This is a genomic window from Blautia sp. HCP3S3_H10_2, from assembly GCF_052122375.1.
Taxonomy (GTDB): domain Bacteria; phylum Bacillota; class Clostridia; order Lachnospirales; family Lachnospiraceae; genus Blautia_A.
Genome location: NZ_JBQKCL010000004.1, coordinates 1 through 22159 on the forward strand (window position 1 = coordinate 1; position 22159 = coordinate 22159).

At 41.9% G+C, this 22159-nt stretch carries 24 protein-coding genes; 21 read left to right on the forward strand and 3 right to left on the reverse strand.

Annotated features, from left to right (window positions below; all coding sequences use genetic code 11):
* Positions 1–98: 98 nt before the first annotated feature.
* Entirely contained in the window at positions 99–1148 is a 1050-nt protein-coding gene (locus ACTQWB_RS04845; RefSeq protein ID WP_441500891.1) for a GGDEF domain-containing protein, read from the reverse strand.
* 545 nt (positions 1149–1693) lie between these two features.
* On the opposite strand from ACTQWB_RS04845, the gene ACTQWB_RS04850 reads away from it, so the two are divergent.
* The 10 genes from ACTQWB_RS04850 (at position 1694) to ACTQWB_RS04895 (ending at position 9299) form a co-directional block, all read left to right on the forward strand.
* Positions 1694–2998, forward strand: a complete 1305-nt coding sequence (locus ACTQWB_RS04850; RefSeq protein WP_441500890.1) for an HD-GYP domain-containing protein — start codon at positions 1694–1696, stop codon at positions 2996–2998.
* A gap of 15 nt (positions 2999–3013) precedes the next feature.
* Positions 3014–3496: a DUF2284 domain-containing protein gene (locus tag ACTQWB_RS04855; RefSeq protein WP_441500889.1), complete on the forward strand. Its 483-nt coding sequence runs from the start codon at positions 3014–3016 to the stop codon at positions 3494–3496.
* Positions 3497–3526: 30 nt separating this feature from the next.
* Positions 3527–4138: a GNAT family N-acetyltransferase gene (locus ACTQWB_RS04860; RefSeq protein WP_441500888.1), complete on the forward strand. Its 612-nt coding sequence runs from the start codon at positions 3527–3529 to the stop codon at positions 4136–4138.
* Between the two features lie 166 nt (positions 4139–4304).
* Positions 4305–5411, forward strand: a complete 1107-nt coding sequence (locus ACTQWB_RS04865; protein WP_441500887.1) for an acyltransferase family protein — start codon at positions 4305–4307, stop codon at positions 5409–5411.
* Positions 5404–5820, forward strand: a complete 417-nt coding sequence (locus ACTQWB_RS04870) for a helix-turn-helix domain-containing protein (RefSeq protein WP_441500886.1) — start codon at positions 5404–5406, stop codon at positions 5818–5820. The genes ACTQWB_RS04865 and ACTQWB_RS04870 overlap by 8 nt, the downstream gene beginning before the upstream one ends.
* 261 nt (positions 5821–6081) lie before the next feature.
* Positions 6082–7080, forward strand: a complete 999-nt coding sequence (locus ACTQWB_RS04875) for a helix-turn-helix domain-containing protein (protein WP_441500885.1) — start codon at positions 6082–6084, stop codon at positions 7078–7080.
* A gap of 165 nt (positions 7081–7245) precedes the next feature.
* Positions 7246–7890, forward strand: coding sequence for a TetR/AcrR family transcriptional regulator (locus ACTQWB_RS04880; RefSeq protein ID WP_441500884.1), 645 nt, complete (start codon positions 7246–7248; stop codon positions 7888–7890).
* Positions 7891–7938: 48 nt separating this feature from the next.
* A complete protein-coding gene (locus tag ACTQWB_RS04885; RefSeq protein ID WP_441500883.1) occupies positions 7939–8121 on the forward strand; it encodes a cysteine-rich KTR domain-containing protein in 183 nt (60 codons plus the stop codon).
* A gap of 91 nt (positions 8122–8212) precedes the next feature.
* Positions 8213–8761, forward strand: a complete 549-nt coding sequence (locus ACTQWB_RS04890; RefSeq protein WP_441500882.1) for a GNAT family N-acetyltransferase — start codon at positions 8213–8215, stop codon at positions 8759–8761.
* 31 nt (positions 8762–8792) lie between these two features.
* A complete protein-coding gene (locus ACTQWB_RS04895; protein ID WP_441500881.1) occupies positions 8793–9299 on the forward strand; it encodes a hypothetical protein in 507 nt (168 codons plus the stop codon).
* 133 nt (positions 9300–9432) lie between these two features.
* On the opposite strand, the gene ACTQWB_RS04900 is transcribed toward ACTQWB_RS04895, so the two are convergent.
* Positions 9433–9666, reverse strand: a complete 234-nt coding sequence (locus ACTQWB_RS04900; protein WP_441500880.1) for a small, acid-soluble spore protein, alpha/beta type — start codon at positions 9664–9666, stop codon at positions 9433–9435.
* A 279-nt stretch (positions 9667–9945) separates the two neighbouring features.
* Between ACTQWB_RS04900 and ACTQWB_RS04905 the strand changes: the two genes are divergently transcribed.
* The 11 genes from ACTQWB_RS04905 (at position 9946) to ACTQWB_RS04955 (ending at position 21154) form a co-directional block, all read left to right on the forward strand.
* Positions 9946–11295 (forward strand): MATE family efflux transporter, encoded by a 1350-nt coding sequence (locus ACTQWB_RS04905; protein ID WP_441500879.1) that lies wholly within the window; start codon positions 9946–9948, stop codon positions 11293–11295.
* A gap of 62 nt (positions 11296–11357) precedes the next feature.
* Positions 11358–12158: a MerR family transcriptional regulator gene (locus ACTQWB_RS04910; RefSeq protein WP_441514604.1), complete on the forward strand. Its 801-nt coding sequence runs from the start codon at positions 11358–11360 to the stop codon at positions 12156–12158.
* A 95-nt stretch (positions 12159–12253) separates the two neighbouring features.
* Positions 12254–13330, forward strand: a complete 1077-nt coding sequence (locus tag ACTQWB_RS04915; RefSeq protein ID WP_441500878.1) for an endonuclease/exonuclease/phosphatase family protein — start codon at positions 12254–12256, stop codon at positions 13328–13330.
* A gap of 59 nt (positions 13331–13389) precedes the next feature.
* Positions 13390–14955: a Y-family DNA polymerase gene (locus tag ACTQWB_RS04920; RefSeq protein WP_441500877.1), complete on the forward strand. Its 1566-nt coding sequence runs from the start codon at positions 13390–13392 to the stop codon at positions 14953–14955.
* 105 nt (positions 14956–15060) lie between these two features.
* Positions 15061–16224 carry a MalY/PatB family protein gene (locus ACTQWB_RS04925; protein WP_441500876.1) on the forward strand — a complete coding sequence of 388 codons (1164 nt, stop codon included), beginning with the start codon at positions 15061–15063 and terminating at the stop codon, positions 16222–16224.
* 23 nt (positions 16225–16247) lie between these two features.
* The gene (locus tag ACTQWB_RS04930) at positions 16248–16676 is read left to right on the forward strand and encodes a hypothetical protein (protein ID WP_441500875.1); all 429 of its coding nucleotides are present in this window, start codon (positions 16248–16250) and stop codon (positions 16674–16676) included.
* Positions 16677–16771: 95 nt separating this feature from the next.
* Positions 16772–18907 carry an ATP-binding protein gene (locus tag ACTQWB_RS04935; protein ID WP_441500874.1) on the forward strand — a complete coding sequence of 712 codons (2136 nt, stop codon included), beginning with the start codon at positions 16772–16774 and terminating at the stop codon, positions 18905–18907.
* A 149-nt stretch (positions 18908–19056) separates the two neighbouring features.
* Complete coding sequence (locus ACTQWB_RS04940) at positions 19057–19452, forward strand: methylglyoxal synthase (protein WP_021926957.1); 396 nt, start codon at positions 19057–19059, stop codon at positions 19450–19452.
* Complete coding sequence (rsmD, locus tag ACTQWB_RS04945; RefSeq protein WP_441500873.1) at positions 19449–20003, forward strand: 16S rRNA (guanine(966)-N(2))-methyltransferase RsmD; 555 nt, start codon at positions 19449–19451, stop codon at positions 20001–20003. Before ACTQWB_RS04940 ends, rsmD begins: the two co-directional genes overlap by 4 nt.
* Positions 20004–20012: 9 nt before the next feature.
* A complete protein-coding gene (gene coaD, locus ACTQWB_RS04950; RefSeq protein WP_441500872.1) occupies positions 20013–20501 on the forward strand; it encodes a pantetheine-phosphate adenylyltransferase in 489 nt (162 codons plus the stop codon).
* Between the two features lie 17 nt (positions 20502–20518).
* On the forward strand, positions 20519–21154 hold the full coding sequence (locus ACTQWB_RS04955; RefSeq protein WP_441500871.1) for an ATPase: 636 nt from the start codon (positions 20519–20521) through the stop codon (positions 21152–21154).
* Between the two features lie 11 nt (positions 21155–21165).
* On the opposite strand, the gene ACTQWB_RS04960 is transcribed toward ACTQWB_RS04955, so the two are convergent.
* Positions 21166–22095 (reverse strand): hypothetical protein, encoded by a 930-nt coding sequence (locus ACTQWB_RS04960; protein ID WP_441500870.1) that lies wholly within the window; start codon positions 22093–22095, stop codon positions 21166–21168.
* Positions 22096–22159 lie beyond the last annotated feature (64 nt).

Consider the following 22159-nt stretch of genomic DNA (forward strand, 5'->3'; position numbering starts at 1 on the left):
GTACTTTGTATTCATGGTCATATTTACGTGCCATTTTGAGTACCTCCTTATTCTCTTGATTCTATCATGAAATCCTTGAGAATAAGATGTCAACTTTTTTATACCACACCATTTTTTAATATCACGTCACCGACTGCATGTCCGTATGTATCATTTACGCTCTTAAAGGTGTCTACGTCCACAAGGATCAGGGCAAAAGAATTCTGTTCCTGTTCATATAAGTTTAAAATACGGTCAAAAGAACCTCGGTTCAAAAGATCCGTCAGAGGGTCATGTTCCGCCTGGTGCTGGATCAGTTTCTGACGTTCTTCATTTTCCTCGTATAGCCTGTTGTATGTCTGCGCGAGAACCTGAAGTTCATTTGCACCACGGACAACAAGTGGCACATCGCGCTGGATCGCAGTGTTGTATGTCATCAAAGGACGGACAATCCAGTACCGCATAAGAAGACAGACCAAAAGCATCATAGCAGAAAAAACAAGGACACAGATAATGATTAAAACAAATACTTTTGTAAAAACATTTGCAGCATGGTTCTGGCGGTTATTGATAATCTGTGTCAGAGAATCAATTGCGGCATTTACGTCTCCGGAAATGAGATCCTTGGCTTCTTCATACTCAAGGCTGATCACCATCTGCTGGGCTTTATTTAATTTATCTGATGAAGAAAGAGAGGCATCATTTTCCGATAATTCGACTGTCTGTAATTCCTGTGGCCAGGCGGATGGATCACTTTCAATGCTTTCTTCTACAAGACGCATGGAGTAGAATTCGGTCTGCATCAGGTCTACAGAAGCTTCCATGGCTTTCTTAAGCTCCTCAACAGCTTCAGAACTGTTCTCCAGGGCGGAAAGATCTTCCAGCGCTTTTTCCCTGCTTTTTGTTATATTGGCCTCCTGGAAATAGGCATCAATGTATTTAGAATCCCCAGTTCCAGCAGCAAGACGTACTTGCTTTGTTAAGATGTCGGAGCCATTTTGTAATTCATGGGCGGCATTTTCACAGGAGATGTAATCCTGCATGGCGGAGCGCAGAACAGAGTACTGCGTAAAGCCAAATACAGAAATGGAAACACACAAAACAGCGAGTATAACGGTAGTTACAATGTTCCAGTTGCTTACGGAACGGATTCTGATTTTTCCAGCCATAGTGATCATTCTTTCTTTTGTTTGATAGGTAAATGGGTTACAAAATCGTTATTATTTTATCACTGTGGAAACTGGTTTACAATATAGGAAAAAAGTTAAATATTTGTAAAATTGCATCAAACATAATTTCCTATAAAAATGACACAATCCCATATAAAATGGGTCTATTGAAGTTCGCTTTCTGGGTATAGAATATTATTTGAAATAGAAAATGATATCTGGCAGAAAAGGAAGGCTGTGAGAAATTAACAATCCAGTCTGGCGGCAGGGATACCCCTACCTTGATTGACGGAAATTCTTTAAAAACGGAAGAAGATCTGAGAAAACTTGGTATTCCGAAGCTGGAAAGTTGTACGCCACTGGAAAATTCTTATCTTCGATTGCGCTACAAAGTGGTACGAAATAAAATGAAATGAGAGCAACGGAGGAGCTTATGGTGTTGAAACAAGCATCATAATCGTTGTTGCTTTACTTGCAGCTACTGTGTGTTTGCTGCTTTAGATGGCGCAGGGCAAGCTACGAAATAACAAGGGGAAAAGATAAAAATGCAGTCTATTAAATTACAACTGGGATGTTTTTTAGTCATTCTGTTTATTGAAATCACTTATCTGAGGGAATCAAGAAGAGAACATTTTTCTTATAACCGGCAGTTTGAACTGCTAATGCTGACAGCTCCATTTGCGGTATTTTTTGATAGACTTACCGCCTGGACTGTAAATCATCTGGACATTGTGCCTGGATATCTGAACAGACTGGCGCATTTGTTCTTTTTTATCTGGATGGATCTCACCATTATTATTACATCAGAATATATGTATGACCAGCTGATCGGATTTCATAAAGCTTCGAAAAAAGACCGTCTGCTTCTTGAATTGCCGGGAGCTGTTTCTTTATTGCTGATCATTGCCGGAATCGGGGAACTGGATTATATCCAAGGCGTAACAACCTGGTATTCCATGGGATTTTCGGTATATGTATGTTATGGGACAGTAGTGCTGTATTATGGCACGATTCTATTTCTGGTTTTCACCAGGCACCGTTTTCTGCCGAAGGAAAAAGTAATCAGCACCCTGTCCTTTATTTTGATTGCCGGAGTGATACTTGCTGTTCAGATCCGCTTTCCAGAGGTACTGCTTACCTCTATTTTTCCAATGGTTTTATTGCTTGTAATTTATCTGGATTTTGAAAATCCGTTTATCAGAAAACTGACCCTGCATAATGAAGAAATGCTGGATGGTTTTGCTACCATGATTGAAAGCAGGGACAACAATACAGGCGGTCATATTAAGCGTACCAGGGCTTATGTAAATCTGATATTGGAAAAAATGAAAAAAGATAAACATTACCAGGATATTCTGAATAGAGACTATATGATAAATGTAAGCAACGCAGCACCTTTACATGACATTGGCAAGATTGCTACGCCTGACAATATCCTGCAAAAGCCAGGAAAACTTACAGATGAAGAGTATAGAATCATGAAAGAACATGCTGCAACAGGCGGCGATATTATTTTACATACTTTCTATAACCTGGATGATAAGGAATTCCGTCAGATTGCTTACGAAGTGGCAAGATTCCATCACGAAAAATATAATGGGAATGGATATCCGGATGGACTGGTGGGGGAACAGATTCCTCTTCACGCCAGGATCATGGCGATTGCGGATGTGTTTGACGCAGTTTCCCAGAAAAGATGCTACCGGGAGGCAATGTCACTGGATGAAAGCTTTTCTATTATAAAAAATGGAATTGGTACAGATTTTGATCCCCGTCTGGCAGAATTGTTTCTGAATGCCAGAGAAGAGGTAGAAGAACTGATGAAACAGATCAAATATAAGAAGAATTAATTGGAGAAAATTAGAATGAATTATATGGAAACAGCCAAGCTTCTTGGCTTCTCAGATGCTGCGATAATGAACACCAGAGACCTTGTATTTAAACCAGAATACCGGAAATTCTGTGAGGAAAACAGGTGTGGTTGTTACAATGTAAATCCTGCGTGCCCGCCAAAGAGCGGAACTGTGAAAGAAATGATGCAGGAAGCTTTGAAATATCAAAAAACCCTTGTTCTTCAGACAATCCAGGATAAAGATACGGATTATAAGAAGGCAAAATTGTCCCATAATAAACTTACAGAGAAACTGGCACTGCAAATGGTGGACTCTGGAAATGAGGATATTTTAATTATGAGTGCAGGTCCTTACAAGCATTATTCCTGTATGTCTGCGTATTGTGTGGATGCACAGAAAATGGCAGATGCAGTTGGAATGGCCTGTTGGGGAACGGATGACAAAATCCGGTATTTTTCCCAAATTCTTTTTGAACCATGTGGCTCAAAGATATAAGAAAAGCGAGTAGGTAATATGAAGAAAAACATGATCATTCGATTAGAAAAAGAAACAGAATACCGGGATGTCGAAAATCTGGTAAGGGAGAGCTTCTGGAATGTGTACCGGCCTGGATGCCTGGAACATTATGTGATTCATCAGCTTCGAAATGATCCGGCCTTCATTCCGGAACTGGATTTTGTTATGACCCTGGATGGAAAGCTGATTGGTCAGAATATGTTTATGCATGCAGAGATTGCAGCCGATGATGGCAGAAGTATCCCGATTATGACAATGGGACCGATCTGTATCACACCGGAACTGAAAAGAAAGGGATATGGAAAGATTTTGTTGGATTATTCTTTAGAAAAAGCGAAAGAACTTGGATGTGGAGCATTGTGTTTTGAGGGAAATATAGACTTTTATGGAAAAAGCGGATTTAAACAGGCCAGTGAATTTGGAATCCGTTATCATGGCTTGGAAGAAAGTGCAGATACTTCCTTTTTCCTATGTAAAGAACTGATACCCGGATATCTGGATGGAATAACAGGAGAATATGCCACCCCTGCCGGATATCTGGTGAATGAAAAGGAAGCTGAAGTATTTGATCAGAAGTTTCCGTATAAGAAAAAGGAAAAACTACCAGGACAGATGTTTTAGAAATTCAAGCATATTTTCAGTTGCTTGCCTATTAGTTACAAGCCAAATGAAATTTCTGGCAACGATATTTAACAAAATTTGCCAGAAAATGTTAAAAGGAGTTGGTCGCGTACCAGCTTCTTTTATGGTAAAATGTGTTAAAAATGAGAGCAAAGGTGAGAAAAGTATGGAGATAAAAACAGATGTGAAGGCAAAAAGAAGACCGTTTATGGATAATATCCGCTGGATCACAGTCTTTATCGTTGTTGTATATCATGTAATCTATATGTTTAATGGTGTTCAGCCTTATGGTGTGATCGGACCTTTCCAGAAACTTCAGTATCAGGATGCCTTCCAATATCTGGTGTATCCCTGGTTCATGGCTCTTTTATTTGTAATATCCGGGATGAGTGCCAGGTACTGCCTGGAAACACATAATACCAGGGAATTTGTCCGATCCAGAACACGTAAGCTGCTGGTTCCTTCCACTGTGGGACTGTTTGTTTTCCAGTGGATCCTGGGATACTATAATATGAGGATCGGTGGGGCATTTGACCCCTTGCCTGCAGTTCCGTTTCCTGTTTTATATGGGATCATGGCGGTGTCCGGAATTGGCGTTTTATGGTACATACAGGTATTGTGGATCTTTTCCATGCTGCTGCTTGTAGTAAGAAAATTAGAAAAAGAACGTCTCTGGAATCTTGGTGCAAAGCCCCCGGTCTGGATGCTGGCTCTATTTGTTATTTTCGCATATGGATCTGCCCAGATTTTGAATACCCCCGTTATAACGGTTTACCGGTTTGGGATTTATGGCTTCTGCTTTTTTATGGGATATTTTGTATTCTCCCATGACGAGGTAGTGGAGCGCCTAAGCAAATGGTGGTGGATTTTCGCAATTGCAGCAGCCCTGATTGGTATTTTCTATGCAGTTCACTATTTTGGAGAAAATTATGCTGTAGCTCCGGTACTGAACAATATCCCAGCCTGTGTCTACTGCTGGTTTGCAGTTCTTGCCATAATTGCATTCATGAAAAAGTATGGGAACCAGTCAAATCCTGTTTCAAAATGGATGGCAAAAAAATCCTGGGGACTTTACGTTTTTCATTATCTTCCTCTTGCGATGACAGCTTATTATCTGCACCAGTATTTTCCAGAGCTGCCGGCGCTTTTGGTATACCTTCTTGTCGGAATCAGTTCTGTTGCCGGTGCACTTTTGTTAAATGAGGTCATCAGCCGGATTCCGGGAATCCGCTGGTGTGTACTTGGAATCAAAAAGGAGAAAAAACATGTTTAAGGAAAATCTTATTTCCCTTCGGAAACTAAATGGTTTCTCACAGGATGAACTGGCAGCAAAAATAGGAGTAACCAGGCAGACTCTCTCGAAATATGAGACGGGGGAATCTTTACCGGATATTGAAAAATGTAAACTTCTGGCAGCCGTACTGGATGTCAGTATAGATGACCTTGTGAATTATGACAAAGAAGACGGTGACAATCTCGGACTGGGAGTCCCACCAAAAGGAAAGCATATCTTTGGAATCGTAAAGGTGAGAGAGAAAGGGCAGATTGTAATCCCGGCAAAAGCAAGAAAAATATTTGATATCCAGCCCGGAGATAATCTGATCGTTCTTGGGGATGAAGGACAGGGGATTGCGATCATAAAAGAAAAAAGTCTGCTGGATATGCTGCAGAAGCAGGAGTAAGATAATCTTGAAAACTTCTACCGATTTCATAATAGAAAACAGGAAGTAAAAAATCAGACTGCCTGTTTTTCCTATAAAAAAGACACAATCCCATAGAAAATAAGGGTATCCCCCAAGTTGTTCTTTCATTAAACTATAAGTAACAACGAGAAAAAAGGCCCCCGCAACCACTGGTTGACAGATTTCAAGCCCTACCTGGTGGTATGCAACCGGTGAGATAGTTATACTTATGGGTATAAATCATTGAGGAGGAAAGAGAAAATGATCTTAGCGGAAAAAATAGCAGAAGAAAGAAAAAAGAATGGCTGGTCCCAGGAAGAACTGGCAAACCATCTTGGAGTTTCCAGACAGGCAGTTTCGAAATGGGAAAGTGCAGGCGCAGTCCCGGATCTTCAGAAGATTCTCCAGCTCTCAGAGCTTTTTGATGTCAGCACCGACTACCTTTTGAAAGACGAGATAGCTCCAGAAACTATAAGTATAAGCAGAAATTATAACGAACCTTCCGGTTCACTGAAAAAGGTATCCATGGAAGAAGCGAACGAATTTCTGGAATTAAAGCGAAACGGCGCCAGAACAGTTGCCAATGCCACAACCATGTGTATCTTAAGCCCGGTTCTTTTAGTGATTCTGAGAACTATGGCCGATGACCGGGTGTTTCACATTAAGGAAACATTTGCTGCTGGTTTTGGCTGTGTTTTCCTGTTTGGCCTTATTGCAGCCGCAGTCTTTTTATTTATTACCTACGGAATACGGGAAAGTCATCTGGAACATCTGGAAAAGGATAATTTTGAAACAGAATATGGAGTTTCAGGAATGGTCCGTGAGAAAAGAAATGCTTATGAACCTGTATTTACCAGGGGAATTGCAATCGGTGTGGTCTTTTGTATTCTGTCTGTTGTTCCCCTTATCTTTGCAGGAGCAATGGAAGCGCCGGATTATATCTGTGGAATATTTGTAGGTGTTCTTTTATTTCTGATCGGAATCGGAGTAAACCAGATCATCCGGGTAAGCATGGTAAAAGGCAGCTATGATACCCTTCTTCAGGAGGGAGAATTTACAAAAGAGGAAAAACATCTGAAGAAAAAAACAGACGCTTTCTCCAGTGCGTACTGGTGCCTTGCCACAGCTATTTATCTTGGCTGGAGCTTCTGGACTACCCGCTGGGATATCACCTGGATCATCTGGCCGGTAGCAGGGGTTCTGTTCGCGGCAATACTTGGGATTGTAAAAATAGTAATCGGAAGCGAAAAAGAAATTTAGGAAATAGAAGTTGAAAATGAAATCGCCTTGACAAGTAACATTGGTAAATATAACAATGCAATTATAAATTCTGCTTGCATTTCACACAACTTTGTGGTATACGTAAAACTATCTAAAGGTAGTTTATGAAATATCAAAAGATAGCGATTGAAATGGAGGAATGCTATGAGTAACAATCGAAAAGAAGAGATTCTCCTTGCAACCCTGGAACTGGCTTCCGAAAAAGGACTTGGAAGTGTCTCCTTAAACATGATTGCGGATAAGGTCGGAATCCGGAAACCATCCCTTTATAACCATTTTTCTTCAAAAGAAGAACTGGTGGAAGCCCTGTACCAGTTCCTGCGTGAGCAAGCCAAAAAGAAATCCGTCTCCCAGATGGTGGATTACAGTTCCTTTTTCGCAGGGAAAACTGCACTGGAGATCTTACAGCAGACGGTCGGGGGATATTTAAAAATAAACCAGCAGGGACCAATGCTCATGTTTTACAAAGTGATCTATTCCGAACGGGCCATTACCCCGATGGCAGCTAAAATCATGAAAGAAGAAACAGATAAGATGATCCTGGCAACCAAGCAGATGTTCTATGCAATGGAAATCCACAAGATCCTGCATTTTCAGAATCCGGACATGAGTGCCCTCAGTTTTGCCATGACAGTGCATGGACTTATGGACTATATGCTGGATCAGTGTAATGGAGATGTCCCTACGGCAGAACCGTCTCCTGCTTTGCTCAATGATTATCTGGAATGGTTCTGTAAAGAAAATGCCGTGGATAAAGAATCTGAAATAGAGAAAGGAAAAGGAATTTAGAAGAAATCGAAGAGATGGAAATACCAACTACAACAGGAGGTGATCCAGATGTTAATAAAAATACCTGATAAATGGATTCTGTGTCCTGCCTGCGGGGCAAAAACAAGGATCCAGATACTGGATGATACAGAACTGAAGAATTTTCCGCTATTTTGTCCAAAATGTAAAAGAAGCTTTATCATTAGCAGCAAACATCATATGATGGAATACCGATTAGACGCCAGACGCTAAGACGCAGAGCAGAAATGAACATTATACTGCCTGCGTCTTTTTGTATGGAAAATTAATTTTGAAACATTACATAAGGAAAAGAGTGAAAAACATGGAATACAACCATATCGTTATCTTAAAAAACAAAGCCAGACTGCAGCTTCGGAATGGCACTTATTCAGACGGGAAGGCAGTTTCTGAAGTTTTTAACCAGACACATGCCCAGACCGACTATCTTTTATCCTATCCGGATGAAAACAGTTTTGACAGTGAGCAGGAAGCTCAATTCCTACAGAAAAAAACAGAAAGTGAAAATGCAATCGAGATCCTGGCATTTTGGGATGGAAAACTTGTAGGGACTGCAGGGATTGAACCCATTGGAAACAAATATAAAGTTAAACACCGCGCGGACTTTGGAATCGCCATATTAAAAGAATACTGGAATCTCGGGATCGGACGTGCATTAACGAACGCCTGTATCGAATGCGCCAGGACAGCCGGATATAAGCAGCTTGAACTGGAAGTGGTAGCTGGTAATGAAAAGGCAATATGTCTGTATGAAAGTGTTGGCTTTCAGGAATACGGCAGGAATCCAAAGGGATTTCTGTCCAGGAATTCTGGCTGTTACCAGGAGTTGATCCTTATGAGACTGGAATTGTAATGTTTTAAATATTCAAAGGAGCAAATAGGAAATGAAAGCAATTGTTTACAAATCAAATGCTGGAAGTACGGCGCAGTATGCCAGTATACTCGGTCATGAGCTGGGGCTACCAGTCTATTGTCTGGAAGAGGCGCAAAGAAGATTATCCCCGAATGTGGAACTTCTGTATCTGGGCTGGGTGATGGCCGGTAAGGTTAAAGGATATGAAAAACTAAGAAACAGATATAAAATCCTGGCTGTCTGTGCAGTTGGTATGGGACAGACTGGTTCGCAGATAAAAGAAATCCGGGAAAAGAACACCATTCCAGAAGAAACCCAGGTATTTACCCTTCAGGGAAATTTTGATATTGAAAAACTTCATGGTATATACAAAATGATGATGAAACTTATGGTAAAAACAGCAGGAAAGTCCCTTGCCCAGAAAAAGGATCGTACACCAGAAGAAGAGGATCTGCTGGAAATGATGCAAAATAGACAAAGCCGTGTAAAAACAGAAAACCTGGCACAAATGCTTGCCTGGTACAGGCGGGCAAGATAAGGAGAAATTTATGCAGACGATTCTGATCATTGACGATGACGCATCCATTGGAAATATGGAACAGGGCATTACCTGCTTCTTCAGTGAGAAGCAGGTAATGCCCTGTATTTTTTCTAATCAGGTTCTTATTAAATTAATACTGACCACTCTGGCCGCCCTGTCCTGCAGACATGGATCTTTCCTGCGCCTCGATCATCTTTTTCACCATATAACCTCCAACACTACCATTCTGTTTGGAAGTCAGGTTTCCGTTATATCCGTCTGTAAGCGGCACACCTAATTCATTGGCAACCTCGAATTTGAAACGGTTTAATGCGCCCTTTGCTTCAGGTACAGCTGCTTTGTTAGAAGAAGTATTGTTAGACATAATCATTTTCCTCCTTGGTTCATTGTTTTTTTGTTTGATGTTACATTGCTAGTATGTGTTCTCCGAAAAAAAAATACACTGGGAATAACTGGGGCAGATTTTCATCATATGCTCAGAAAAATTTCAATAATGAAAGAAAAAACTGTTATTCAACTTGACTCTACAATAGATGTAGGGTTTATGGTAAGATAGTTGTATTAAGGATTATGTCAAAATCAGAATGCCAGTCAAAAGAAAAACGATGTGATCCCGCATTTCATACATAGGAGGCAAAATTCCATGGAAAATGATCTTACTTCAGGCAGTGTATTAAAAAATATTGTTTATTTCTCACTGCCATATCTTTTATCTTATTTTTTACAGACACTTTATGGTATGGCAGATCTGTTTATCATAGGTCAGTTTGAGGGCGTTGCAGGCACAACAGCTGTATCGGTGGGAAGCCAGGTTATGCATATGCTGACGGTAATGATCGTGGGCCTTGCCATGGGAACAACGGTTACCATCGGCCAGGCAATTGGTGGAAAAAATAAAAAGCAGGCAGCACTTGATATTGGAAATTCTGTCACGTTGTTTATGACACTTTCTATTGTGCTTGCAATTCTGTTATTACTATTTGTAAAACCGATTACTGCCATTATGTCCACTCCCAGGGAAGCAGTAGCAGGCACGGTCTCTTATCTGACCATCTGCTTTATTGGTATTCCGTTTATTACAGCATATAATATTATCAGCTCCATTTTCCGCGGAATGGGTGATTCCAAAAGTCCAATGTACTTTATTGCAATTGCCTGTGCTGCAAACATTGCACTTGATTATGTGTTCATAGGCGCCCTTCATCTTGGCCCTTCCGGAGCAGCACTTGGTACAACTCTTTCCCAGACAATCAGTGTGATCATTTCCCTTTATGTAATCACAAGGAAAAAAATTGGGATTTCCCTATCCCGTACCGATTTTCAGCCACGCAGGCAGACCATGGGGAAAATCCTGCAGATTGGAATTCCCATCTGCTGTCAGGACGGTCTGATCCAGGTTGCCTTTATCATTATTACCATTATCGCAAACAGGCGCGGTCTGACAGATGCTGCAGCAGTTGGAATTGTGGAAAAAGTGATCAGTTTTCTGTTTTTGGTTCCTTCCTCCATGCTGTCTACGGTATCCGCTCTTGGGGCACAGAATATTGGGGCAAACAAGCCGGAACGAGCCAAAGAGGTTCTTCGTTATGCAGCTATGATAGCAGTTGGCTTCGGAATCTTTGTAACAATTCTGATCCAGCTCATTGCCAGACCGGTCGTTGGAATGTTTACAGCTGACGGCGCTGTTATTCTGGCTGGTGAACAGTATTTAAGAGGCTATATTCTGGATGTTATTTTTGCCGGGATCCATTTCAGCTTCAGCGGTTATTTTTGCGCATGTGGAAAATCCGGCCTGTCCTTCATGCATAATATAATCGCAATCACGTTGGTCAGAGTCCCAGGTGTGTATCTTACCTCTAAACTGTTTCCGGCAAGCCTGCTCCCAATGGGACTTGCCACTGCCGCAGGATCGCTTTTGTCTGTTATTATCTGCGTAATTGCTTATACTGTGATAAATAACAAAACAAAGAAAACTTCTAAAGCTACAATATAATACCAAATACACAGATTACAAAAAGGAGATGACCGATCATCGAAAATAAAGCTTTATTCCAGATTGGCGAAGTAGCCAGAATGTTTCATTTAAGTGTGAGCAGTCTCCGCCATTACGAGAAAATGGGGATTCTCATCCCTGAGGTAACAGATCCGGATACAGGCTACCGTTATTACAGTACCAGACAGTTTGAGCCATTAAACACCATCCGTTACCTTCGGGCCCTTGATATGCCACTAAATGAAATTGCAGATTTTCTCCAAAACCGTGATCTGGACAAAATCGAAGAAAAATTAAAACAGCAAAAAGAAATTGTGATACAGCGGGAACTGGAATTAAAACGGGTTGAACGGAAAATTGAGAACCGGCTAAATCAGTTAACGGATGCCAGAAATTCAACCCTGGACGTTATTTCCCTTATAACAGCAGATGCATATCGCCTGGTGTGGATTGAGGATACCCTTACCATCCGGGAATTTGTGGATATGGAAACACCTATCCGCAAACTGGAGCAGAAGCAGAATGAAGCCCTGATCTTTCTGGGAAAAGTGGGAGTTGGAATATCCCCGGAAAACCTGGAAAATGGACTGTACCAGCAATACAATGGGATTTTCCTTATTCTGGATGAGGAAGACCAGTACGAGGGCAAAGTAATCCAGGTTCCGCAGACCTTATGCGTACGTGTCCGTTTCCGCGGAAGCCATGGGGAAGCGCCTGCACAGTATGGAAAACTGATGGATTATATACAGAAGCATCATTTAAAGATAATCGGTTTTTCACGGGAAATAACCATGATCGATTACGGATTTACAAATGATACTGATAAATTTGTGACAGAAATCAGTATTCCTGTAAAATGTTAAACAGTTGGGTCGTTTTTCGAACAACTGTTTTCTTTTTTATTGCTTTTTTGCACTCCGTGTGGTACCTTTTAAGAAAAAGACTGGAGTACAAATACATGAAAAAAATATTAAAAATCCTTGGCTGTTTTCTTGGAGCAATCATCATTTTACTTGGCGGATATCTGATTTATCTGTTTGCAAGCTATCACCGTATTCCGGACAACCAGGAACTAGAAGTAGAGACTGCAGCCGCCGCTTCATCAGATACTCTTACTGTCGGTAACGAATATTCTGCCCTTACTTATAACATTGGTTTTGGGGCATATACCCCGGATTTCAGTTTCTTTATGGACGGCGGGAAATCTTCCTGGGCTAAGAGTAAAGAAAGTGTCCTGGATGCCGTTCAGGGAGCAGGGACGCTTGCTTCCTCCTATGATCCTGATTTTGCCATGATCGAAGAGGTTGATCTTGATTCTACAAGAAGCTACCATGTAGATGAATATTCCCTTCTGAAGGACTGTTTCCCGGATTATTATTATGTATTTGCACAGAACTACGATTCTGCCTTTTTGTTTTATCCCTTTACCCAGCCTCACGGGAAAAGCCGATCCGGAATCGGGCTTTTTTCCAGATATCCGGTTACTTCAGCGCTTCGCAGAAGCTTTCCGGTATCTACCTCTTTTACAAAATTTTTCGACCTGGACAGATGCTACAGTATTTCCAGAGTACCGGTAGAGAACGGGAAAGAACTGGTGATCTTTGCATTACATATGTCTGCATATGGCAATAGTGATGAGATCCGCAAAGGTCAGATTGGAATGCTTGCAGCAGATATGCAAAAAGAGTATGAAGCTGGTAATTATGTATTATGCGGCGGCGACTTTAACCATGATCTGAAAGCATCTGAGGATGACGTGTCCGAAAAAGAATCCTGGGCATATCCTTTTCCAAGAGAGGAGCTGCCTGAGCACTTCTCATTCGGACTGGATCTTCTGCCGGAAGAAGAGAAAGAGAATCTGTGGAACAGTGCCAGAAATGCAGATATGGAATACGTGCCAGATGTAACATATACCGTCACATTAGATGGCTTTATTATTTCCGACAATATTGAATGTACTTCGTATGAAAATATTAATACCGGGTATTCTTATTCTGACCACGATCCAGTGTTTATGAAATTTAGACTAAAATGAAATCTATAACGGCCTTTTTGACAATTACAGGCTGATAATTGAGAAAGGAGAGCGGTGGCATGGAAATTACGAAGAATACAGATTCGTTAAGATTAAATAAGAGCAATGACCGCACTTACCTCTGCATCGACCTGAAATCCTTCTATGCGTCTGTGGAATGCATAGAACGTCATCTGGATCCCCTGACCACCAATCTGGTAGTTGCAGACCCATCCCGCACCTCCAAGACCATCTGTCTTGCAGTTTCCCCTGCACTGAAGGCATATGGCATTTCTGGACGAGCCAGATTATTTGAAGTAGAGCAGCAGATCAAAAAGGCCAACCACATGCGCCTGCAGCATGCACCCGGACACCAATTTACTGGCTCCTCCAGTAATTCCGGAGAGCTTTTTGCCCATCCTGAATATGCCATTGATTATATTACCGCACCTCCCAGAATGGCCCATTACATGGAACACAGCACACGGATCTATAAGCTCTATCTGAAATATATTGCGCCGGAGGATATCCACATCTATTCCATAGATGAGGTTTTTATCGACCTTACCGATTATCTGCCAGCTTCCGGAAAATCAGCTCAGGATTTTGCAAGAGAGATGATTCTGGATGTTCTGAATACGACAGGAATCACAGCTACAGCTGGAATTGGCACAAACCTGTATCTGGCGAAGATTGCCATGGATATCGTTGCCAAGCATATTCCCGCAGACGAACACGGTGTTCGGATTGCCAGTCTGGATGAAATGGGTTACCGCAGACAGCTGTGGAGTCACAGGCCCCTTACAGATTTCTGGAGAGTTGGAAGAGGGTACGCCAAAAAGCTGGAAGAAAATGGTCTTTTTACCATGGGAGATATTGCCCGCTGTTCTCTGGGTGGACAAAGCGATTATTACAATGAAGAGCTTTTGTACAAGCTGTTTGGAATCAATGCAGAGCTTCTGATCGACCATGCCTGGGGCTGGGAACCATGCCAGATTTCCCATATTAAGGCTTATAAACCGGAATCTAACAGTATCTGTTCCGGACAGGTTCTGCAATGTGCTTACACTGCGGACAAAGCCCGGCTGGTGGTTCAGGAAATGGCAGATCTTCTTACATTGGATCTGGTGGATAAAAAGCTCGTTACCGACCAGCTGGTTCTCACAGTGGGGTATGATAAAGAGAATCTGACAGATCCTGCAATCCGCAAACGATATCATGGTCCTGTGACTACAGACCACTATGGACGTCAGATTCCGAAGCACGCCCATGGAACAGAAAATCTGGACAGCCAGACCTCCTCCACAAGACTGATCACGGAAGCCGTTCTGCGTCTGTATGACCGGATCATAAATCCCAGCCTGTTGATCCGGAGAATTTACCTGACAGCCAATAACCTTATTCCGGAGGATGAAAAAAGCCTGAATATCTCATGGGAGCAGCTGGATCTTTTTACAGATTATAAAGCATTGGAAATGCAGCAAAAAAAGGAAGCTGCTGTGCTGGAACGTGAAAAGAAAATGCAGCAGGCAGTTCTCGATATTAAGAAAAAATTTGGAAAAAATGCCATTCTTAAGGGTATGAATCTGCAGGAAGGGGCGACTGCCAGGGAACGCAATGGTCAGATTGGCGGTCACAAGGCTTGACTTAAACCATACTTTATGGTTTATCATAAATTGAAAGAATTATTTATGAAGAAGTGTTTTAATAATTAATATGACTGTCTTAATAAGTGACAAGGGAGATTGTATATGCAGAATACTATATTTGATCAGATTGTAGACCGTAGAAACACGGGTTGTATGAAATGGGATGTAAAAGATGGCGAGCTTCCTATGTGGGTTGCAGACATGGATTTCCAGACTGCACCGGAAATTACAGAAGCTATCATAGACCGGGCAAAACACGGAGTGTTCGGTTACACCCTTATTGAAGAGGAATGGTATCATGCATACCAGAGCTGGTGGAAAAACCGCCACAATTTTGAAATTCCAGAAGAATGGCTGATTTTCTGTACTGGTGTGGTTCCTGCAATTTCCAGTATCGTGCGCAAAATGACCACTCCTGCTGAAAAGGTGGTGGTGCTTACACCGGTTTATAATATTTTCTTTAATTCGATCGTAAATAACGGCCGGAATCCTTTGGAATGTGAACTGGAATACAAAGCTGGAGAATATCATATCAACTGGGAGGATCTGGAAACAAAGCTGGCTGATCCACAGACTTCACTGATGATTTTCTGTAATCCCCACAATCCGGTCGGAAAAATATGGGATAAAGAAACGCTGAAAAAAATCGGTGATCTTTGTGTGAAATATCATGTACTTGTTTTATCAGATGAGATTCACTGTGACCTGACGAGACCAGATAAAGACTATATTCCATTTGCCTCCGTTTCTGAAAACTGCCGGAACAATAGCATTACCTGTGTAGCTCCGACCAAGGCCTTTAACCTGGCGGGTATCCAGACTGCAGCAGTGATCATCCCGGATCCTTTTATCCGTCATAAGGTGAACCGTGGCTTAAATACCGATGAGGTTGCAGAACCGAATGTTTTTGCAGCCATTGCCCCAGTGGCAGCCTTCCAAAAAGGCGGAGCATGGATGGACGGATTAAAAGAATATCTCTGGAAAAACCGGAAATATGCGGAAGAATATATCAGCAGGGAAATTCCCCAGATTTATGCTGTAAAAGGAGATGCGACCTATCTTTTGTGGCTGGATTGCACCCGGATTTTCCGAAAAGAGCAGGATCTTTGTGAATTCATTCGTGAAACCAGTGGGTTATACCTGTCTGATGGAAGGGCCTATCACAATGGAGAAGGCTTTCTCAGAATGAATCTTGCCTGCAGAATGGATGTGTTAAAAGATGGATTACAGCGATTAAAAAAGAGTATTCAGGCGTATTGTAAATAATGTGATAAAGGGGAGGGAGAACTATGTCTCATTTGTCTCTCAATCATAAATATGATGATATTATAAATTTACCACATCATGTTTCCAAAACTCATCCACAAATGGATATTATGGACAGAGCTGCCCAGTTTTCCCCATTTGCAGCCTTGACAGGCTATGAAGCTGCCGTAAAAGAAACCGGTCGTCTTACCCAGCCGAAAATCGAGCTGGATGAATCAGAGAAACAGCTCCTGAACGAAAAGCTTCAGCTTCTGGAGAAAAATCTGACCATGCGTCCGGAAATAAAACCAGAAGTGACACTTACTTATTTTGTCCCTGATAGCAAAAAGGATGGAGGCGCTTATCATACAGTTTCGGATAAAATACAGAAAATTGATCCATATAAAAGAACAATCCTACTTGATACGGATGTGGAAATACCAATTGAAAATATAATCAATCTGGAAATTTAGTTTAAGTTATCAGATCAGTTCTGAAAATAGACAAAATATCAGGAATATGGTAGTATAAATCCATTACCAATGTAACTAAGGAGTTTTATCTGGAAATGGAAATAAAAACAAACCGGAAAACGATCAAACTGCGTACCGCACTTGTTTTTTGTATCGTATTTATAATATCAATCATCTGTACCTGTCTTTTGAATCGGAATCAGATAAAAGAAGAGCAAATGAAAGCCCGGTACACTGCCGAAGCCACTGTAAACAGAATTGAATCCCAGATCAACCAGTATCTTGTAGCATCTGATTTTCTGAAAAACATCATAGAGGACGGAGTCAGTATCGAAGCAGAAGATTATGCAAACTTGTGCAGGCTTCTTCAGGATGAAACTCATGTGGTAGAGGCCTTTGAACTGGCTGCAGGTGGTACAGTATCCCAGGTGTATCCTGTCAAGGGAAACGAAGAGGCCTTCGGACTTGATATGCTGGAGCATCCCGAACGAAAAAAAGAGGCCAGACTTGCCAGGGACAGCGGACAATATACCATAGCAGGTCCCTTTGAGCTGGTTCAGGGTGGAACCGGCGCATTGCTCTTTGACCCTATTTATACATCTGATTCATCCGGAAATGAGCAGTTCTGGGGATTTTCCATTCTGGTTCTCAATTGGGGGAAATTCGTAGATAGATTAGGTCTGGATTCCCTGGAAAATGCTGGCTACGACTATCAGATCTGGAAACGCAACATGACCACAGAAGAGGATGTGACACTGGCCCAGTGCGAGGATATCAATCTTTCCAGTGCTCTTGAAGTTGCCTGTGAAGTCCCAAATGATACCTGGTATTTTGAGATTTCCCCTAAAAAAGGATGGATTTCCAATAATGTCGTTTGGGCAGACTTTCTTTTTTCTCTGGTGGTTGCTGCCCTGGTATCGCTCTGGTACTGGCAGTTTGAACTTCAGCGTTACAAAGACCAGGTTTATGCAAGAAAGATTGAAAGATCTGCGGAAAAAGCAAGGCGTGCCAATGAAGCAAAAACCCGTTTTCTTTTTAACATGAGCCATGATATCCGCACACCTATGAATGCGATCATTGGTTTTTCTGATCTTCTGGAAGAACATATTGATGAGCATGAAAAAGCAGTAAATTACATTCAGAAAATCAAGTATTCCAGTGAATTCCTGCTTTCCCTGATCAATGATATGCTGGAAATGGCAAGGATTGAAAGTGGAAAGGCATCGCTGAATCCAGGAATCGTAAATATAAAAGAGTTTATGGAATCCCTGGAAGCTGTTTTTGAACCAGCTACCAGAAATAAAGCATTACAGTATTCCTGTGAGCTTAACATCAGACACGATATGGTGATCTGCGATGAAACAAAAATGCGGGAAATTCTTCTGAATGTTCTTGGAAATTCTGTGAAATACACCCCGGATGGCGGCAAGGTTACCTTACGTGTTACAGAGCTTCCGTATTCTGCTGCTGGATATGCAGCGACCAGAATTGTTGTGGAAGATACCGGAATTGGAATGAGCGAGGAATATCTGCCTCATATTTTTGAAGAGTTTACCAGGGAACATAGCAGTACAGAAAGCAAAGTTGTAGGCTCCGGACTTGGACTTCCCATCGTAAAATCACTGGTAGAACTGATGAATGGAACTATAAAAGTGGAAAGCGAAGCTGGAAAAGGCACCAAAACTACCATAGAGCTTTCGTTTCCTTTGCCAGAAGAAAATATGTCTGTCTCTCATGAGGCTGAAGCAAAGTGCCCGGATACGATTTCCGAAGAAGAAATTCCATCAGAAAATGAATCAATTACCGGAAAACAAAAAGAGTTTACAGGAAAGAGAATTCTTCTTGCCGAGGATAACGATCTGAATGCCGAAATTGCCATGACCCTTCTGGAAGAAAACGGTTTTACGGTAGAACGGGCAGAAGATGGACAGATCTGTGTGAACCTGCTAAAAGATAAACCAGAGCATTATTATGACCTGATCCTGATGGACATACAGATGCCAAATATGAATGGATACGAAGCTTCCAAAATAATCCGCGAAATGGGAAACAGCAGATCACAGATTCCGATTATTGCCATGACTGCCAATGCCTTTGATGAAGATAAAAAGAAAGCAATGGGTGCCGGAATGAATGCACATATTGCCAAACCTTTTGATCTTCGAGTGCTTCTGGACACCATGAAACGCATATTAGGATCTTATTCAAACACGCACCAGGAACATTCCTGAGTTTTTCGTCAAAATATACAAAGCCTGTTGCATGTAAAAAATGTTAACATTCAATGAATTTTGTATATATTCAAACGTTTTTCTTGCACTTCTTTTGTCAATTTGCTATAATTGTTACAATAAACAGAAAGAAATGGGAGAGGTGAACTATGAATTTAGGAATCATTGCACATAATAGTAAAAAAGTTCTCATTGAAGATTTCTGTATCGCTTATAAGAACATCCTGGCCAAGCATGAAGTATATGCTACCGGCACTACAGGAAGACGAATTGAGGAAGCTACCGGCCTTCATGTCCACAAATTTTTACCGGGCAGTATCGGAGGCGACAAGCAGTTCATGGAGATGGTAGAGCGACAGGATCTGGATATGGTAATACTTTTCTATAATCCTGTTATGATAGATCCGAAGGAGCCGGATATCACAGCCATTGTGAAGCGTTGTGACCAGTATAACATTCCTGTAGCCACTAATATCGCTACAGCAGAACTTCTTATCCTGGGTCTGGCACGTGGAGATCTGGATTGGAGACTGAATCTGAAATGAGAGTCATCGCAGGAAAAGCAAGACGACTGAACCTTAAGACTGTGCCGGGCATGGATACACGCCCCACCACAGACCGCATCAAAGAAACTCTTTTTAATATTCTTCAGCCTGAACTACTGGATTGCCGCTTCCTTGATCTGTTCAGTGGAAGTGGTGCCATCGGCATTGAAGCATTAAGCCGTGGAGCTGCTCAGGCTGTTTTTGTTGAGAAAAATCCCAAGGCATGTAACTGCATAAGAGAAAATCTTACATTTACAAAACTTGCAGATAGTGGTAAACTGCTGAACATGGACGTGCTGCAGGCCCTTCGTTCCCTAGAGGGAAAGGGCGTTTTTGACTGCATATTTATGGATCCGCCATATAACCATGAGCTGGAGCGCCAGGTTCTGGAATATCTTCAGGACAGCAGTATTCTTGATGAGAACACGTTGATCATTGTAGAAGCTGATCTTGCTACAGATTTCAGTTATGTAGAGGATCTTGGTTACAGGCAGCTGCGTTCCAAAGAATATAAAACCAATAAGCATATCTTTTTATGCCGGGGAAAGTGAGTAAAATACATGGTAATAGCTGTTTATCCAGGAAGTTTTGATCCGGCCACCTATGGCCATCTGGATGTAATCAGACGTGCAAGCGTGTCTTTCGACAAAGTAATCGTAGGAGTTTTGCATAATTCTGCAAAAAGTCCGTTGTTTTCTGTGGAAGAACGTGTTAATATACTAGAAAAGGCAACAAAGGACATGGCGAATGTAGAGATTAAGGCATTCGAAGGTCTTTCTGTGAACTTTGCCAGAGAAAATCATGCACAGGTGATCGTGCGTGGGCTTCGTGCAGTTACGGATTTCGAGTTTGAACTGCAGATGGCACAGACGAACCGGGTACTTGCTCCGGATGTTGACACCGTGTTTCTGACTACAAGCCTGGAATACGCTTACCTAAGTTCTACGATCATGAAAGAAGTGGCAAGCTATGATGGCGACCTGAGCAAATTTGCTCCACCGGAAATTACCGAAGCAGTTAAGAAAAAGATGCACGATTTGAAGAAATAGAATAAGGAGAGTTTACTATGAGCAGCAGAATTGAACAGATTATTGAAGAAATCGAAGAGTATGTAGACAGCTGTAAGTATCAGCCGCTTTCTACTACTAAGATTGTAGTGAATAAGGAAGAGATCGAAGAACTTCTTCGTGAACTTCGTCTGAAGACACCAGATGAGATCAAACGTTATCAGAAGATCATCAGCAATAAGGATGCGATTCTTGAAGATGCGCAGACCAAAGCTGACGCACTGATCGCAGATGCACAGACCAAGGCACAGGAGCTTGTTACCCAGCATGAGATCATGCAGAAAGCATATGCCCAGGCAAATGAGACCATCAATGCAGCAAACCGTCAGGCCCAGGAGATCCTGGATTCCGCCACACAGGATGCTAACAGCATTCGTCTCAGCGCGATCACTTATACAGACGATATGATGGCGAACATCGGTTCTGTTCTTACACAGACCCTTGAGGATGCCGGCGGCAAATATAAAGGATTTATTGATGCCCTTCAGGCTTGCATGGATGTTGTAAATCATAACCGTCAGGAGCTTGCTCCGCAGACTGCTCAGGCTGCAGCTATGTCTGGTTCCTATCAGCCGGCAGACACAGAGGCTTCCAAGGAAGATGAGGCGCTTCTGGACGAGCTTGGAGACAACTAATTCTGCTGCATTTATAGCAGACATAAGAATATAAGTGTGAGCACAGCTGTGATTGTTGTGTTCATACATTTTGCAGAAGCGTACAGGTGAAGGGAGATCTCCTTTCCAAGTACGCTTTTTGTTTGTGCCATTATACAGATCCCACCGAATGCACTCATACAAAGGGCCAGGAGCATACGCAATGGATAGGGAAAACCAGATAACAAAAGACCGTGAAGTCCGGTGGTTATTTCCAGTGTTCCAAGGAAAAGATATTTTCCCGTTTCCGGCAGAAACCAGAAATGTCCGATAGCTGCTGAAAGGATGGAGAACAGCAGAATATAGCCTCCTAATTTTGTCATTGTCTCAAAGCTGTTCATAATCACAGAATCAAGAAGCCCGGCTGTAGTTTGAGCTATGGGGCTTTTGCATTCGGGATAAAAGGATGGGGCAGAATGTTTTTTATATAACACAAAACGAAAAAAACACATACAGATCATATCTGCCAGCAACAAAATCCCCACAAGCACGCTGGTCTTTATCTGTCCTTCCAGGCAGATCTGCCCTACATAGGTGATCAGAAATGCAGGGCTTGGGTTGTTGCAAAAGGTTAAAAGATACTCGGTTTCCTGACGGCTGATTTTCCCGGCATAATACAGGTCTGCCGCTAATTTTGCACCCATAGGATAACCGGTAAGCAGTCCAAGAAGAAAGACATATGTTCCCCCTGGAGAAAGTCCGAAAACCGTCTTAAAAAAAGGCGCAATTGGATGTAAAATTTTTGTGATTCCATCTGTACGGACCAAAATCCCAGTAAGGATCATAAAAGGCAGAAGAGTGGGAAGCAAGGTCTCCAGCCACAGCTTCAGTCCGTCTCTGGAAGCAGCAAGTGCTTCCGCTGGAAAGCATAGAAAGAAAAGCAACAGTAGAAAAATGAGAAGCAGGGAGATTTTTTTCTTCATGTTAACCTCACACTTTATAAAAGCTGCATTATTTTGAAGATAAATATTTTGGAAGCGAAAAGCC